The following is a 15,770-nucleotide window of genomic DNA, read 5'->3' as shown; positions in this document are numbered from 1 at the left end:
GTCGCGGAGTGAGGTGATCACCCGGTGATCCGGCGCGGAGGGCGTAACCGGCGCCGGTGAGCCCGGCCGCGGCGTGGGGCGCCCCCCCCCCCCCCCCCCCCGGCGGGCCTACGCCGCGGGCTTGTCGGAGAAGGTCTCGCCCTTCTCCGCCTTCTCCACCAGCAGCGCGGGCGGCGCGAACCGGTCGCCGTAGCGCTCCTGGAGCTCGCGGGCACGCGCCGTGAAGCCGGGCAGGCCGCCCTCGTAGCCGTTGATGTACTGGAGGACGCCGCCGGTCCAGCCGGGGAAGCCGATACCCAGGATGGAGCCGATGTTGGCGTCGGCGACCGAGGTCAGCACGCCCTCCTCCACGCAGCGCACGCTGTCGAGCGCCTCGGAGAAGAGCATCCGCTCCTTCATGTCCGCGAAGGGCACGGCGGCGCCCTCGCGGGTGAAGTGCTCACGCAGCCCCGGCCACAGGCCCGCACGCCGGCCGTCGGCGTCGTACTCGTAGAAGCCGGCGCCGCCGCCGCGGCCGGTGCGGCCGAACTCGTCGACCATGCGGTCGATGACCGCGTCGGCCGGGTGCGGCTCCCAGGTGCCGCCCGCGGCCTCCACCGCGCGCCGTGCCTCGTTGCGGATCCTCCTCGGCAGGGTCAGGGTCAGCTCGTCCGTCAGGGAGAGCACCCTGGCGGGATAGCCGGCCTGGGCGGCGGCCTGCTCCACGGAGGCCGGGTCCACGCCTTCGGCGACCAGCGCCACGCCCTCGTTGATGAACCGGCCGATCACACGGGAGGTGAAGAAGCCGCGCGAGTCGCCCACCACGATCGGGGTCTTGTTGATCTGCCGCACCAGGTCGAAGGCGCGGGCGGTGGCCTCGTCGCCGGTGCGCTCACCGCGGATGATCTCCACCAGCGGCATCTTGTCGACGGGCGAGAAGAAGTGCAGGCCGATGAAGTCCCGCCGCCGCTTCACGCCCTCGGCCAGCGAGGTGATGGGGATGGTGGAGGTGTTGGAACACAGCAGCGCGTCGGGGGCGACGATGTCCTGGATCTCGGCGAACACCTCGTGCTTGAGGGCGGTGTCCTCGAAGACGGCCTCGATCACCGCGTCGCATCCGGCGAGGTCGGCGGCCTCGGCGGTGGGGATGATGCGGGCCAGCAGCGCGTCGCGCTTGTCGGGGGTGGCGCGGCCCTTGGCCAGGGCCGCCTCCAGCAGGCCGGCCGAGTACGCCTTGCCCTTCTCGGCGGCCTCGGCGCTCACGTCCTTGAGGACGACCTCGATGCCGGCCTTCGCGCAGGCGTAGGCGATACCCGCGCCCATCATGCCGGCGCCGAGCACGGCGACCTTGCGCACCTTGCGGGGTTCGACGCCCCGGGGGCGGCTGCGGCCCGAGTTGACGGCCTGGAGGTCGAAGAAGAACGCCTGGATCATGTTCTTGGCGGTCTGCCCGGTCGCCAGCTCGGTGAAGTAGCGCGACTCGATCGCCTGGGCGGTCTCGAAGTCGACCTGGGCGCCCTCGACGGCCGCGGCCAGGATGTTGCGCTGGGCCGGGTAGGGGGCGCCGCCGAGCTGCTTGGCGAGGTTGGCGGGGAACGCCGGGAGGTTGGCGGCGAACTTCGGGTGGGCGGGGGTGCCGCCGGGGATCCTGTACCCCTTGGTGTCCCAGGGCTGTACGGAGGCGGGGTTGGCGTCGATGAACGCCCGCGCCCTTTCCAGCATCTCCTCGGGGGTGTCGGCGACCTCGTGGACCAGGCCCTTGTCCATGGCCTGCCTGGGACGGTACTGCCGGCCCTGGAGGAGGACGTCCTGCAGGGCCTCGGCAATGCCCAGCAGCCGCACGGTGCGCACCACCCCCCCGCCGCCGGGCAGCAGGCCGAGGGTGGCCTCGGGCAGACCGATCCTCGAACCCGGGACGTCGAGTGCGACGCGGTGGTGGCAGGCCAGCGCGATCTCCAGACCGCCGCCGAGGGCCGCGCCGTTGACGGCGGCGACGACGGGGATGCCGAGGGTCTCCACGCGGCGCAGGTCGCGCTTCATGGCCATACCGCGCTCGTGGAGTTCGCGGGCCTGGTCGGGCCGCACGGCCAGCAGGTCGTTGAGGTCGCCGCCGGCGAAGAAGGTCTCCTTGGCGGAGGTGACGATGACGCCGCGGACGCCCTCGCGCTCGGCCTCCAGGCGGTCGGCGACGGACGCGAGCGAGGCGGCGAACGCGGCGTTCATGGTGTTGGCGGACTGGGCCGGGTCGTCCAGGGTGAGGGTGACGACACCGGTGTCGTCCTGCTCCCAGCGGATGGTGGAGGGGGCTGCCATGGTGGGTTTCGGTCTCCGTTGAGGTCTGGCTGCGTCGGAAGGTTCGTTTCGTACGCCGCCCGGGGCGGGCGCGGGGCCGGTCAGAGCCGTTCGACGACGGTGGCGATGCCCATGCCGCCGCCGACGCAGAGGGTGGCCAGGCCGTAGCGCAGATCACGGCGCTCCAGCTCGTCGACGAGGGTGCCCAGGATCATCGCGCCGGTGGCGCCCAGCGGGTGGCCCATGGCGATGGCGCCGCCGTTGACGTTGACCTTCTCCATGGGCAGGCCCATGTCGCGCACGAAGCGCAGGACGACGGCCGCGAACGCCTCGTTGATCTCCACCAGGTCCAGGTCGTCGACGGTCAGCCCCGCCTTGGCCAGCGCCTTGCGGGAGGCGGGCGCCGGGCCGGTGAGCATGATGGTCGGCTCGGAGCCGGAGACGGCGGCCGAGACGATCCGGGCGCGGGGGGTGAGGCCGTAACGCTCTCCGGTCTCGCGGCTGCCGACGGCCACCAGCGCGGAGCCGTCCACGATGCCCGAGGAGTTGCCCGCGTGGTGGACGTGATCGATCTCCTCCACCCAGTGGTACTTCTGCAGCGCCACCGCGTCGAAGCCGCCGGCCTCGCCGATGGTGGCGAAGGAGGGCTTGAGGGAGGCGAGGGAGTCGGCCGTGGTGCCCGGGCGCATGTGCTCGTCGCGGTCGAGGACGACCAGGCCGTTGCGGTCGGTGACGGGGACGACCGAGCGGTCGAAGCGTCCCTCCTTCCAGGCGGTGGCCGCGCGCTCCTGGGACATCGCGGCGTACTCGTCCACGTCGCGGCGGGAGAAGCCCTCGACGGTGGCGATGAGGTCGGCGCCGATGCCCTGGGGGACGAAGGCGGTCTCGAAGCTGGTCATCGGGTCCATGGCCCAGGCGCCGCCGTCGGAGCCCATCGGCACCCGGGACATCGACTCCACGCCGCCGGCCAGGACCAGGTCCTCCCAGCCGGAGCGGACCTTGGCGGCGGCCAGGTTGACGGCTTCCAGACCCGAGGCGCAGAAGCGGTTCTCCTGGACGCCGGCGACGGTGTCGGGCAGTCCGGCGGCGATGGCGGCGGTGCGGGCGATGTCGGCGCCCTGGTCGCCCAGGGGGGTGACGACGCCGAGCACGATGTCGTCGACGGCGGCCGGGTCCAGGCCGGGGAAGCGGCGGCGCAGCTCGTGGATCAGGCCGACGACCAGGTCGATCGGCTTGGTGCCGTACAGGGCGCCGCCGGCCTTGCCGCGCCCGCGCGGGGTGCGGATGGCGTCGTAGATGTACGCGTCGTTGCTCGCGTGGGTCGTCACGGTCGAGGATGCCTTCCGGAAAGGGGCGGGTCGGGAGATCAGGAGAGCAGGGAACGGCCGATGATCTCCTTCATGATCTCGGTCGTGCCGCCGTAGATGGTCTGGATGCGCCCGTCGGTGAACGCCCTGGCGACGGGGCACTCGCTCATGTGGCGGAAGTCGTCCTGGCCGCCGCCGTACTCCTCGGGGACGGCCATCCCCAGCAGGCCCTGGCGCCCGGCGGCGCGCCACGCCTCACGGTCGACGGCGCCCTCGCGCTCCCAGCGCTCGTAGTGCGGCAGCACCTCCCGTTCCAGGAAGGCCCGGACCGTCCGCCGGAAGGCCTCGTGGTCCTCGGTGAAGATCTTCCGCTTCATCGTGAGCCCTCCTCGGGCACGGGGACGGGCAGGTCCCAGTCGTGGGCCACCTCGGCGGCGTCCGCGCCGGGAGTGGCGGGCGGGCGGCGCAGCGCGCCGGGAGTGGCGGAGAAGCGGGGGGCGGGGGCGGGCTGGACGGCTCCCGCGTGCTCGGTGTAGGTGCCGCGGGCGGCCAGGTGGGGGTGGCCGGGAGCCTCGCGCAGGGAGAGCACGGGGGCGACGCAGGCGTCGGTGCCCTCGAAGACCTCCGTCCACCGCGCCCGGGTGCGGGTGCGGAAGCGCGCGGCGACGGCCCGGCGCAGCCCGTCCCAGCGGGCGGGGTCCTCGCGGTGGGCGGCCGTCTCGGGGTCCAGGCCCAGCAGACGGGTGAACTCGTCGTAGAACGGCCGCTCCAGCGCGCCGACGGCCATCCAGCCGCCGTCGGCGGTCTCGTAGACGCCGTAGAAGGGGCAGCCGCCGTCCAGCAGGTTGGCGCCCCGGCGGTCCTGCCAGGCTCCGGCGGCCAGCATGCCGTGGATCATCGCGGTCAGATGGCTGGTGCCGTCCACGACGGCCGCGTCCACGACCTGCCCGCTCCCGCCCCCGGCGCGGGCGTGGTGGAGGGCGGCCAGGACGCCGACGACGAGGTAGAGAGAGCCGCCGGCGTAGTCGCCCAGCAGGTTGGCGGGGATCGCGGGCGGGCCACCGGCCGGGCCGATCATGCCCAGCGCTCCGGTGACGGCGGTGTAGCCGATGTCGTGCCCGGCGCTCGCGGCCAGGGGACCGTCCTGGCCCCAGCCGGTCATCCGCCCGTAGACCAGTTTCGGGTTGCGGGCCAGGCACGGCCCCGGGCCGACGCCCAGGCGCTCGGCGACGCCGGGGCGCCAGCCCTCGATCAGCACGTCGGCGCGTTCGGCCAGACCGAGTACGGCGCCGGGGCCGCCGTCGGCCTTGAGGTCGATCACCACCGAGCGCTTGTTGCGGCCGGTGACGTCGCGGGCGGGGTCGACGCCCAGGGCCTGCCCGCCGGGGCGGTCGACACGGACGACGTCGGCGCCGAGGTCGGCCAGGAGCATCGCGGCGAACGGGCCGGGGCCGATACCCGCCAGTTCCACCACCCGCACTCCGGCGAGCGGGCCGGGGCCCGTGCCTGCCGCTGCCATCCGGTCTCCAACCGTTCGGGCCGCCGCGCCGCGACCGTATGACATCAATGATGTAACACCGGCGATGCTAAGAACACGTTCCACTTTCCACAACCCCTCACGGGCCCGGAGGCGGAACGCTGTGCCCGTGCCCCGCGCCGTACCGGACCCGGCCCCCCCGGGGGGCCCGGGGGGGCCGCGGCCGGCGCCGGGGGGGGCGGGGCCGGCGCCCCACGGGCGGAACGGGTCCGCCGCCGTCCTCATCTGCGCTGCAGCAGCGAGGTGACGCGCAGGCGACCGCTGTGGATCCACACGTCCGAGTACTCCACCGGCCGGTCGTCGGCGAGGTAGGTGACCTGCTGGAGGTACTGCACGGGGGCGCCCTCGGCCAGCGACAGGGCCTGTGCGACCTCCCCCGAGGCGGCCTCCGCGCTGAAGGTGCGGCGGGCCGAGGCGATCTTCAGGCCGTAGGTGCCCTCCAGCGCCCCGAAGAGGCTGGAGGCCGTGAAGTCCACCTTCTCGACGCCGGGCGCGAGATCGGTCCGTACGAAGTTGAACAGCAGGGCGACCGGCCCCTCCTCGGTGCTGCGTACCCGCACCAGGCGCAGCACCTGTGTGCCGGGGGCCACGTCCAGCAGGGCGGCGACCGGCCGGGGCGGCGTTATCAGAGAGCTCTCGCGCACCCTGGTGGAGGTGACGACGCCCTGGCTGGCGAAGTCCTCCGACAGGGTGCTGAGCTTCTGGGCGATGGCCGGCTCGATCACCGTGGAGGTGACGAACGTGCCGCGTCCGCGCACCTGCCGCAGCAGCCCCTCCTCGATGAGGGTTGCCAGGGCCCTGCGTACGGTGCCGCGGCTGACGCCGAACTCCTGCGCCAGCTCGGGTTCGCTCTTGAGACGGTAGTGCGGCGGCCACTCGCCGCCGGCGATGCGCAGCCGGATGTGCTCCGAGATCTGGGCGTGGATCGCGGTGGGGACGTTGCGCCTGATGTCCGGAAGACCCCCCTCGTCGGCCGTCACGGTCACGCGTCTCCTCTCCGGTTGCGAAGTGCTCGGTCGCCGTGCCCCGCCCCGCCCCGCGCGGGGCGGGGCGGGGCACGGCGGCAGCCGGCCGTCAGTAGCTGGTGGTCGAGTCGTCGGCGGTGTCGGCGACGATCGCCACGCCGGCGCTGGTACCGAGCAACGAGGCCCCGGCACGCAGGAGTCCCAGGCCCTGACGGTAGCTCTTGATGGACCCGGAGGCCTTCACCCGAACGCCTTCCCGTGCCCGGTCGACAAGGTAGCGAACACTCGTCGGATTCGCGGTCTCGATCTGCCCGCTGCTGGCGTTCTTCAGATAGGCCGCGCCCGCCTCCATGGCCAGTTCGACGGCGGCCTCCTTCTCCGCGTCGGTGAGCAGCGGCAGCTCCAGCATGACCTTGACCGGCAGGCCCGAGGCCCGTACGACGCCGGCGATGTCCTCCCGGAACTCGTCGTACATACCGCTCTTGAGCCAGCCGATCTGCACGCCGATGTCGAGCTGCGTCGCGCCCAGGCGGGCGATCTCGGCGGCCTCGGCCGCCTTGCCCGCGCTGGTCATGACGCCGACGGTCGGGAAGTCCAGGGCCGAGGCCACCTCGATCCCGGTGCCGCGCAGCTCGGCGGCCACGACGGGAACCCAGGAGGCGGGCACCATCGCGGCGTTGAAGCCGTGGGCGGCCGCTTCCCGGGCGTGGGCGACCATGTCGTCGCGGGTGGCGTCCGGGTCGATTCTGGTGTGCTGGATGTAGGGCGCCATCTCGGCCGGGCTGAGCGCCGGTTCGGCGGTGGCCGCGGCAGTGGTGTCGGACATGCGGGTGTCTCCTGTGGTGGAAGCCGTGGTGTGGCTTGTGGGTGGTGCGGCGGGCGGGCCGCCGCGGAGGTCAGAGCTTGGAGGCGTAGTGGTCCGGGACGACGACGCCCTCCCCGCCGAACCACCGGGGGACGTCGACGCCGCAGAACAGGCCGACGTTGCCCCACGGTTCGAAGGCCCCGGTGCGCACGACGACCTTGGCCCGGTGAGCCAGTTCGCCGAGCACCTCGGCGTGCGGACGTGTGGTGAACTCCGCGTCGGCGAAGCGCTCGCGCAGCCACTGGTCCAGCCGCGGGTTGTTGGACGGGACGTCCTCGGCGCGCACCACGCCCTCGACGACCAGTTCGTCGGCGATCAGGCCGAGCACGGTCCGCAGGTCCGGCAGGTTCTCGGCGATGGCGAGGTCGATGCGGTGCGCACCACGGGGGACGGGGAAGCCCGCGTCCACGACCATCAGCAGGTCGGTGTGGCCGAGTGTGGCCAGGGCTCCGCTCAGTTCGGCGTTGAGGATGCCGGAGCGCTTCATGACGGGGGTCCTTTCCGAAAGGGTGTCAGAGGTGTGGGAGAGCGGACGGGACGGGCGGGGGGTCAGGCTGAGGTCAGGCGGCCGGCACCGCTCCGGTGGCCAGTGCCATGACCGATTCCTCGGTCGCCTCCGAGGCCTCGACGGTGCCGGCCAGGCGGCCTTCGCTCATCACCGCGATCCGGTCGGTCAGAGTGAGCAGTTCGGGCAGGTCGGAGGAGGAGCACAGGATCGCCAGGCCCTTCCGGGCCAGCTCGAAGAGCTGCTCGTAGATCTCGGCCTTGGCCCCGACGTCCACGCCGCGCGTGGGCTCGTCGAGGATCAGCACCCCCGGGTCGATCGCCAGCCAGCGGCCGAGCACGGCCTTCTGCTGGTTTCCGCCGGAGAGGCTGGTGATGGGCTGGCTCATGGTGGCGGTCTTGACCCGCAGCCTCCTCGCCTGCTCGGCGGCCTGCCGGTCCAGGGCCCGGCGGCGTACGAGACCGAGGCGGCTGAGCGGCCTGGTCATCAGCGCGCCGACGTTCTCGCCGACGCTCATGGTGGTCAGCAGGCCCTGGGCGCGGCGCTCGCCGGGGACGAACGCCAGGCGGCGCTCGACGCTGGCGATGGGGTCGCGCCGCTCGTAGGGCCTGCCCAGCAGCTCCACCGTGCCGCCGGTCCCCTTCTCGCCGCCGAAGATGTTGTGCAGCATCTCCACCCGGCCGGAGTCGGGCAGTCCGGCCACGCCCAGGATCTCGCCGGGGCGCAGCTCGAAGGAGACGCCGGTGTGCCGCCGCCCGCTCAGCTCCCGCACGCGCAGGGCGGGTTCCCCGGCGGGCCGGGCGAGGTGCTCCGCGCGGCGGGTGAGCTGCCCCAGCTCGCGGCCGACCATGGCGGCGACCGCCTGGTCGGGGGTGGTCTCGTCGCTGCGCCAGGAAGCGACGTGGGCGCCGTCCCGCAGCACCTCGATGCGGTCGGCCAGCCGGAAGACCTCGGGCATGCGGTGCGAGACGTAGAGCATGGTCGTCCCGTCCGCCTTGAGCCTGGCCATCAGCGCGAACAGCCGCTCGGCCTCGGCCGGGGTGAGCATCGCCGTCGGCTCGTCCAGGATCAGCACGCGGCAGCCCCGGGCGACGGAGCGGGCCACCACGACGAGCTGCTGGGTGGCCAGGTCCAGCGACCGCACGGGGGCGGACGGGTCCAGCCGCAGGTCCAGCGCTTGGAGGAGTTCGGCGGTGCGCTCCAGCATCCGGCGCCGGGAGGGGAACCAGCGGCTCCCCGGCTCGACGCCGCTGAGGACGTTCTCGGCGACGTTGCGGTCGGGCAGCAGCGACAGCTCCTGGGGGACGATCGCGACGCCGTGCCGGCCGAGCATGGTGCTCGGGTCGAAGGAGGTGACCTCCTCACCGAACACGGTGACGCCGCCGTCGCTGGGCGGCTGGAGGCCGGCCAGGATCTTGAGCAGGGTCGACTTACCGGCCCCGTTCTCCCCGAGCAGTGCGGTGACCTCGCCCGCGGGGACGTCGAAGGAGACGTCGGTGAGGGCGCGTACCGGGCCGAAGCTGCGGGACAGGCCGCGGACGCCGACGGCCGGGACGGCCTCGCCGGAGGAGGCGCGGGACTCGGTGACGGAGGCGGTCTCGCGGGAGGTGGCGGTCATCAGTCCTCCACGGTCGCTTCGTCGAGGTTGTTCTGGGTGATGAACTGGGCCCCGGTGTCCACGCCCTCGATCTCGGTGCCCTCGGTGAGGAAGTCGTGCAGCACCTTCACGGCCTGGTAGCCCTGCTCTGTGGGGTTCTGGCTGATGGTGAAGTCCAGCACTCCCTCGTCGATGTACTCGGCCGTCCGGGTGAGGAGGTCGAAGCCGCCCATGGTGATGTCACCGGCGTCGCCGGACTGCGCCACCCACTTGGCGGCGGCGGTCGTCGAGCAGCAGTCCAGTCCCGCGACCGCCACGACACCGGACTGGCCGGACATGGTGGACTCGACGGTGTTGTAGGCGGAGCTGGGCTCGTTGCCGACGTTCACCGGCCCGACGATCTCCAGGCCGCTGCCGTCCAGCCCCTCCTTGAAGCCGCCGAACCGGTCGTGCGACCAGCCGGCCCCGGTGTCCACGGAGAAGACGACGACCTTGCCCTCGTTCGTCCCGTCCAGTTCCTCCAGCAGCCGCTCGGCCTGGGCCTTGCCCGAGCCCTTGAGGTCCTGGCCGACGAAGCCCATCTGCTTGGAGTCGGGGTTGTCGGTGTTGAAGGAGATGATCGGGATGCCCGCGTCGTAGGCCTGGGCGATGACCGGCTTCAGGGCGTCGCTGGAGGCGGAGGAGACGGCGAGGCCGTCCACGGCCTCCTGCTGGATCAGCGTCTGTATCTCGGACACCTGCTGGGCGGCGTCACCGCCGGTGGGCCCGATGAGGGCGACGTCGGCCCCCAGCTCCTCGCCCGCCTTCTCCATGCCCGCGCCGATCGGCGTGGCGAAGGCCAGGGACGGGTCGTGGTAGCTGAGCTTGATCCGCATCGGCTCGCCGTCGTCGATGCGCTGCTGGATGTGGGAGGCGAGTTCGAAGGAGCCGTCCTCGGAACCGCCGGAGTCGGCGGGGGCGACGGCGCCGCACGCGCTGAGGGTGAGGGTGGCGGCGGCGGCCGTCGCGGCGGCGAGGCCCCTGAGGAGGGTGCGAGCAGACATGGGCGTTCCTTGGTGTGGTGTTCGGGGGTGTCTGGGGTGTTCGGGTGTACCCGGGGCGCGGTGGCCGGGCCCTCAGGCCCGGGTCTTGCGCCTGCGCTGCCAGGTGTCGGCCGCGACGGCGGCGACGATCACCAGGCCGGTGACGACGGTCTGCCAGAAGGAGGAGATTCCGTTGATGTTGAGGATGTTCTGGAGCAGGCCGATGAAGGCGACGCCGATGACGGTGCCCCACATGGTTCCGGAGCCGCCGAACAGGGCCGCGCCGCCGATGATGACGGCGGAGATCACCGTCAGCTCCAGCCCCTGGCCGGTGACGCCCTGCACATAGGAGAGGAAGGACAGGCCGAGCACACCGGCGAGGCCGGCGGCGAAGCCGGAGAGGACGAACGCGGTCAGCTTGACCCGCTTGACGTTGACGCCGACCAGTCGGGCGGCCTCCTGGTTGCCGCCGACGGCGTAGGTGTTGAAGCCGAAGCGCGAGCGGGACAGCAGCACCACGCCGACGGCGGCGACGGCGACGAAGAAGACGAACTGCATCGGTATCAGGCCGAACAGCCGCCCCTGGCCCAGGAGGTTGAACTCCGCGACCCCGGGCTGGGAGGAGCTGAGGGAGATCGGGGCGCCGTCGGAGATCAGCAGGGCGACACCGCGGAAGACGCTGAGCGTGCCGAGGGTGACGATGAACGACGGCACGCCGAGCACCACGACGGCCAGTCCGTTGAGCAGCCCGGCCAGCGCTCCCACGGCGAGTCCGGCGCCCATCGCCAGGGGCCAGCTCCAGCCGTCCGAGATCAGCATTCCGGTCGAGATCGCCGACAGCGCGTAGGTGGACCCCACCGACAGGTCGATCTCGCCGTTGAGGATGACGAACGTGGCGCCGACGGCCATGATGCCGATCTGCGCGATCTGCTGGCCGACCGAGAGCAGGTTGTCGGACTGGGCGAAGCTCGGGGAGAGGACGGTGCCCAGCAGGAAGAGCAGCACGAGAGCGGCGAAGACACCGGACTCACGGGCGTGGAGCAGTCTGCGCAGCGGGAGGGAGAACTCCCGCGCCGGTGCGGTGGTCGAGGTCATGGGACGTTTCCAATCCAGGCGTTCAGCCGGTCTCTGGTGGGCAGGGCGGGGATGACGCCGGCGATCGTGACGGTGTGGGCGCCCGCCGCGGCGGCGAACCCCGCCGCCTGCCGCAGGTCCCGCCCCTCCGCGAGGGCGACCGCCAGCGCGGCGGTGAAGGAGTCGCCCGCGCCCGTGGTGTCGACGACGGCGCCGGCCGGGTGGGGCGGCACCCGCGTCACGTCGGAGCCCCGGGCGATCAGCGCGCCCTCGCCGCCCCGGGTGAGGACGGCCGCGCCTCCGGTGCGCTCGCACAGGGCCCGGACGAGGTCCTCGTCCCCGAGCCCGTGCTCGTCGCCGAGGCCCAGGAGTACGGGGGCCTCGGTCTGGTTCGGGGTGATCACGTCGATGAGCGGCCAGGCGTCCTCGGGCAGCGGCCTGGCGGGCGCCGGGTTGAGCAGGGTGGTGGTGCCGGTCTCGCGGCCCGCGCGCAGCGCGGCCACGACGGCCTCCTCGGGGATCTCCATCGAGACGACGAGGATGTCGGCCGAGGCGATCTCGGCGCGGAACGGCTCGACGGCCGCCGCGTCCAGTTCGTCCAGGGCCCCCGGAGCGATGGCGATGCGGTTCTCGCCGGACGGCTCGACCAGGATGAAGCCGACCATCGTGGGGGCGCGGGCCGTCAGCACGTGCCCGGCCCCGACGCCCTCACGGCGCCACAGCTCGCGCGCGGCGCGGCCGAAGTCGTCGTCGCCCACGGCGGTCAGCAGGCAGACCTCGGCGCCCAGCCGGGCGGCGCCCACGGCCTGGTTGCTCCCCTTGCCGCCGGGGCCGGGGTCGAACACCCCGCCCGACACGGTCTCGCCCGCCGCGGGCGCCTTCGGGACCCGCATGGTGAGGCCGGCCCCATAGCTTCCGACAACTGCGATCTTCATCGACGCACCACGCCTTGTATGTGAACAACCATGAACAAGCGCGAGCGTAGGTACAGGGATGTCCCTAGTCAATAGGTTGCCGGGAAGTGAATGTCCGTTACGTTTCCGTGTCATCCGCCCGACCCTGACCCCGGCCCCGGCTCACCTCGGCCATCGCCGCATGAGCGGCGGTCACCCCGGCTCACTCCGGCCGATGGCGTCCGGAGCCCGGCCCGCGCCCTGCCGGGCGCGAGGCGTACCGCGCCTGTGCCGACCGGACCGCTGCCACGAGGAAGTGGAAGCCGCCGGGGAACGGATGTCCTGTTATCGCTCGTCGGCGGTGTGTGACAGGGGTGCGGCGTGGCACCGCCCGGCCATGCGTGTTGCAATCAAGTGATCCGTGAAGGGCAACACGTTGACACGGGGCGTGCTGTCGCTGGAACCGAACCGCCGCTGCCCTCGGAGATGAGGGATCGGACGATGCACGAGGGGGGCAGCTGCGGAGGCGAGTCGCACATCCCCGGTGCCCGGGAGGCGGTGGGTACGTTGCGCGGTTCCCCGGAGAGCCAGGTGGCCGACCGATCCATCGTGACGCACCGGGGAGACCTGTCGTGCTCCTCGCCGCCGACCGTACGCACCCCTACCGGCATACCGGCCGGGACGAGTCGCGTTTCGTTCCAACCGTTGCCCGGCTCCGCCCTGTCCCCCGGGCCCCTCCCACCAAGACCCCGTGCAGTTCCTGTCCCTCGTTGCCGCCGGGTGGTCAACGGCCGTGGCCTGGCCACGGCCCTTCGCGCGCCCACCCCCCGAAGGAAGAAGCCACCGTGAAGCACGTGCAGTGGTGCAAGATCTTCAGCCGCGTCGGCTGGGACGAGCTCGTCGAGGCGACCCGGACCGTTCGCGGCTACGCCGACCAGCACGGCACCGTCTCCGGATCCACCCGCATCTCTGACAGCCAGCTCACCTGACCCCGCCCGGACGGCCCGGACCGCCGAGGAGCCGATGTGTTCACCCTCCTGCTCGCCACCGCCTTCTCCTGTGCCCTGGTGGTCCTCACCCCCGGGCCCGGCGTGCTCACCGTGCTGCACATCGGCACCGGCAGCGGGCGCCGACCGGCCGCCCACTTCCTCCTCGGGCACCTGGCCGGCGACGTCATGTGGGCCCTGCTCGCCCTGCTGGCCCTGCGCTGGGTGCAATTCCTGTCCCCGGTGGTCTTCACCGTCCTGACCGTCGCCAGCGCCCTGTACCTGACCTACCTCGGCATCCGGGCACTGATGGCGGCCTCCGAACCCGACGGTGGCGCTTCCGCCTACGCGCGCCGCCCCCTCGCCCACGGTGCCGTGTTCGGCCTGACCAACCCCAAGAGCTACCCCGTCACCCTGGCCGTCTTCACGTCCGTCATCGCCGGGAACATCGACCTGCTCACCACCGCCACCGTCCCCCTCTTCCTCCTTGCCGGCGCCCTGGGCTGCATCACCGCGGACGCCCTGCTCGTCTGGGTCGTCGGCCTGCAAGTCGTCCGCAGACTCTACGCCCGCGCAGCGCCCTGGATCACCCGAGGCGTCGCCTTCCTCTTCTTCGGCTTCGCCGCCTACTCCCTCCTCCACCTCACATGACGACCGCACGGCTTGCGGGCAGCACTCGTCCGGGATCCGCGTCCGCACCCGGCATGAGCCGGCCCGGACACCGCACGCTCACCAACCGGGCCGCGAACCCGAGCCGACACGGCCGTCAGTCGGCGTCGAGCTCCGCCACCAGTCGCCCCGGCGCGACGGTGCGGTAGCTCTCCTCGACCCAGTCGCACAGCAGCTCCGCGTCCGGTGCCTTCGGCCCGCCCAGGGGGATGGTCACCCACCCCGCCCGGCCGAGCCCGTAACCGGTGAGAAGGGCGCCGGGGGCGGACATCGCGTGGGCGTGGGCCTCGGGGTCGGTGAGTTTGACGGTGACGGTGGGCGGGGAGTCGCCCTGCCCCGCGACGAGGTGCCCGAGGAAGAGGAAGACGAAGATCTTCCGGTTGACCTTGACCACGGACTCTCCCCAGGGGAAGTCCTCGTACGCGCCCGGCAGTCCGAGGGCGAACTCGCGCACCCGCTCCCGTGCCGCCCGCGCGTCGCCGCGCCCTTCGCGCCCCCCGGTCCGATCGCCCATGGCACCAGCGTAGGGTCGGGCACCGACAGGCGGTCCCGCCCCAGCCGTCCCTCTCATCCCCAGGAGGTCAGGAGTGCCCCGCAACGACCGCGAGTACGACGTGGTGCTGTTCGGCGCGACCGGTTTCACCGGCGGGCTGACGGCCGAGTACCTGGCCGCCCACGCCCCCGGCGACTGCCGCTGGGCGCTGGCCGGGCGCAACCGCGACAAACTGCTGCGGCTGCGCGGGCGGCTGGCTCAGGTCAACCCGGCCTGCGCCGAACTGCCGCTGCTGCACGCCGACGTCACCGATCCCGGCTCGCTGCGCGCGGTGGCCGAGAGCGCCGCCGTGGTGGCCACCACCGTCGGTCCGTACGTCGAGTACGGGGAGCCGCTGGTGGCCGCGTGCGCCGAGGCGGGGACGGATTACGCGGACCTCACCGGCGAGCCGGAGTTCGTCGACATGATGTATCTGCGCCACCACGACCGGGCCCGCCGTACCGGTGCGCGGCTGGTGCACGCCTGCGGTTTTGACTCGGTGCCGCACGACCTGGGCGTGCTGTACACCGTCGAGCGCCTGCCCGAGGGGGTGCCGCTGCGGATCGACGGCTATGTGCGGGCGTCGGCGGCCTTCTCCGGAGGGACGTTCGCCTCCGCCCTGACCGCGTTCTCCCGGGGCCGGCAGATGCGGGCCGCGGCGCGGGAGCGGCGGCGGGTGGAGTCCCGTCCGGCCGGGCGCCGGGTCAGCGCGCCGCTGGACCGGCCGCGCCGCAGCGGGAAGGCGGGGGTGTGGGCGGTGCCGCTGCCGACGGTCGATCCGCAGGTCGTGGCCCGGTCGGCGGCCGCCCTGGAGCGTTACGGTCCCGACTTCCGCTACCGCCACTACGCGGCCGTCCGTACGCTGCCCGTGGCCGTGGGCGGCGTGGTCGGGGCAGGGGTGCTCTTCGCCGCCGCCCAGCTCCCGGCCGCGCGCCGCGCGCTGTCGGCCCGGCTGTCGCCGGGGGACGGGCCGAGTCCGCGAAAGCGTGCGGAGAGCTGGTTCAAGGTCCGCTTCTTCGGGGAGGGCGGCGGTCGCCGGGTGGTGACGGAGGTGTCCGGCGGCGATCCTGGCTACGACGAGACGGCGAGGATGCTGGCCGAGTCGGCGCTCTGTCTGGCGCTGGACGACCTGCCGCAGACCTCGGGCCAGGTCACCACGGCAGTGGCGATGGGGGACGCGCTGACCGGCCGGCTGGTGCGGGCCGGGATGGGCTTCCGGGTGGTCTCCTCCTCGGAGGGCCGCTGAGCGTTCCGGAGCCCGAGAAACCGGGAGCCGACGGGTGGCGGGCGGTCAGCCCGTCGCCCAGGAGGCTATGACGTAGAGCATGGCTATCACCCAGCCCACGGCGAGCGTGCCCGCCAGGGTGAGCGCCAGGGCGGGGCCGCGCCCGAGGTCCGGGGCCGGGGACATCTCGGGGGTTCCGTGCACGTTCTCCATGATCCGCTCCATGCCTTCAGGGTGCCGTCCGACCACGGCTCCCAAACATCCGTACGCGTACTCATCCGCGTAGGTGATCAAGCTGGTCGCGGGTACCGACAACACGGTC

General features: G+C 72.8%; 16 protein-coding genes. 3 read left to right on the top strand and 13 right to left on the bottom strand.

The genetic code is table 11. From position 1 onward, the window contains the following. Window positions 1–108: 108 nt before the first annotated feature. From AC2CJA_RS05975 to AC2CJA_RS05925, 11 genes are all read right to left on the bottom strand, one after another. A complete protein-coding gene (locus tag AC2CJA_RS05975) occupies window positions 109–2,292 on the bottom strand; it encodes a 3-hydroxyacyl-CoA dehydrogenase NAD-binding domain-containing protein (protein ID WP_484601607.1) in 2,184 nt (727 codons plus the stop codon). 80 nt (window positions 2,293–2,372) lie between these two features. Further along, complete coding sequence (locus tag AC2CJA_RS05970) at window positions 2,373–3,599, bottom strand: acetyl-CoA C-acetyltransferase (protein ID WP_484601606.1); 1,227 nt, start codon at window positions 3,597–3,599, stop codon at window positions 2,373–2,375. 38 nt (window positions 3,600–3,637) lie between these two features. Further along, the gene (locus AC2CJA_RS05965) at window positions 3,638–3,955 is read right to left on the bottom strand and encodes an acyl-CoA dehydrogenase family protein (protein ID WP_484601605.1); all 318 of its coding nucleotides are present in this window, start codon (window positions 3,953–3,955) and stop codon (window positions 3,638–3,640) included. Next, window positions 3,952–5,097 (bottom strand): CaiB/BaiF CoA transferase family protein, encoded by a 1,146-nt coding sequence (locus AC2CJA_RS05960; protein ID WP_484601604.1) that lies wholly within the window; start codon window positions 5,095–5,097, stop codon window positions 3,952–3,954. The genes AC2CJA_RS05965 and AC2CJA_RS05960 overlap by 4 nt, the downstream gene beginning before the upstream one ends. Window positions 5,098–5,336: 239 nt before the next feature. Then, window positions 5,337–6,095 carry a GntR family transcriptional regulator gene (locus AC2CJA_RS05955; protein ID WP_484601608.1) on the bottom strand — a complete coding sequence of 253 codons (759 nt, stop codon included), beginning with the start codon at window positions 6,093–6,095 and terminating at the stop codon, window positions 5,337–5,339. 94 nt (window positions 6,096–6,189) lie between these two features. After that, a complete protein-coding gene (deoC, locus tag AC2CJA_RS05950; RefSeq protein WP_484601603.1) occupies window positions 6,190–6,906 on the bottom strand; it encodes a deoxyribose-phosphate aldolase in 717 nt (238 codons plus the stop codon). A gap of 70 nt (window positions 6,907–6,976) precedes the next feature. Then, the gene (rbsD, locus tag AC2CJA_RS05945; protein ID WP_484601602.1) at window positions 6,977–7,432 is read right to left on the bottom strand and encodes a D-ribose pyranase; all 456 of its coding nucleotides are present in this window, start codon (window positions 7,430–7,432) and stop codon (window positions 6,977–6,979) included. Window positions 7,433–7,505: 73 nt separating this feature from the next. Continuing rightward, entirely contained in the window at window positions 7,506–9,068 is a 1,563-nt protein-coding gene (locus tag AC2CJA_RS05940) for a sugar ABC transporter ATP-binding protein (protein ID WP_484601601.1), read from the bottom strand. Next, complete coding sequence (locus AC2CJA_RS05935; protein ID WP_484601600.1) at window positions 9,068–10,090, bottom strand: sugar ABC transporter substrate-binding protein; 1,023 nt, start codon at window positions 10,088–10,090, stop codon at window positions 9,068–9,070. The genes AC2CJA_RS05940 and AC2CJA_RS05935 overlap by 1 nt, the downstream gene beginning before the upstream one ends. 72 nt (window positions 10,091–10,162) lie before the next feature. Then, a complete protein-coding gene (locus AC2CJA_RS05930) occupies window positions 10,163–11,164 on the bottom strand; it encodes an ABC transporter permease (protein WP_484601599.1) in 1,002 nt (333 codons plus the stop codon). Beyond that, complete coding sequence (locus AC2CJA_RS05925) at window positions 11,161–12,078, bottom strand: ribokinase (protein ID WP_484601598.1); 918 nt, start codon at window positions 12,076–12,078, stop codon at window positions 11,161–11,163. Before AC2CJA_RS05925 ends, AC2CJA_RS05930 begins: the two co-directional genes overlap by 4 nt. An 803-nt stretch (window positions 12,079–12,881) precedes the next feature. On the opposite strand from AC2CJA_RS05925, the gene AC2CJA_RS05920 reads away from it, so the two are divergent. Both AC2CJA_RS05920 and AC2CJA_RS05915 read left to right on the top strand, forming a co-directional pair. Beyond that, entirely contained in the window at window positions 12,882–13,025 is a 144-nt protein-coding gene (locus AC2CJA_RS05920; protein ID WP_484601597.1) for a hypothetical protein, read from the top strand. Window positions 13,026–13,061: 36 nt separating this feature from the next. Continuing rightward, the gene (locus AC2CJA_RS05915; protein ID WP_484601596.1) at window positions 13,062–13,673 is read left to right on the top strand and encodes a LysE family translocator; all 612 of its coding nucleotides are present in this window, start codon (window positions 13,062–13,064) and stop codon (window positions 13,671–13,673) included. A 115-nt stretch (window positions 13,674–13,788) separates the two neighbouring features. On the opposite strand, the gene AC2CJA_RS05910 is transcribed toward AC2CJA_RS05915, so the two are convergent. Beyond that, window positions 13,789–14,205 (bottom strand): MmcQ/YjbR family DNA-binding protein, encoded by a 417-nt coding sequence (locus AC2CJA_RS05910; protein WP_484601595.1) that lies wholly within the window; start codon window positions 14,203–14,205, stop codon window positions 13,789–13,791. Window positions 14,206–14,278: 73 nt separating this feature from the next. Between AC2CJA_RS05910 and AC2CJA_RS05905 the strand changes: the two genes are divergently transcribed. Next, window positions 14,279–15,469, top strand: a complete 1,191-nt coding sequence (locus AC2CJA_RS05905) for a saccharopine dehydrogenase family protein (RefSeq protein WP_484601594.1) — start codon at window positions 14,279–14,281, stop codon at window positions 15,467–15,469. 45 nt (window positions 15,470–15,514) lie between these two features. Here AC2CJA_RS05905 and mmpA read toward each other — a convergent pair whose 3' ends face one another. Beyond that, window positions 15,515–15,673, bottom strand: coding sequence for a morphogenic membrane protein MmpA (mmpA, locus tag AC2CJA_RS05900; protein ID WP_484601593.1), 159 nt, complete (start codon window positions 15,671–15,673; stop codon window positions 15,515–15,517). Window positions 15,674–15,770: the final 97 nt, after the last annotated feature.

The sequence above is a fragment of the Streptomyces sp. ATLC9 genome, assembly GCF_057196705.1.
This window is presented reverse-complemented; position numbering and strand designations above follow the sequence as displayed.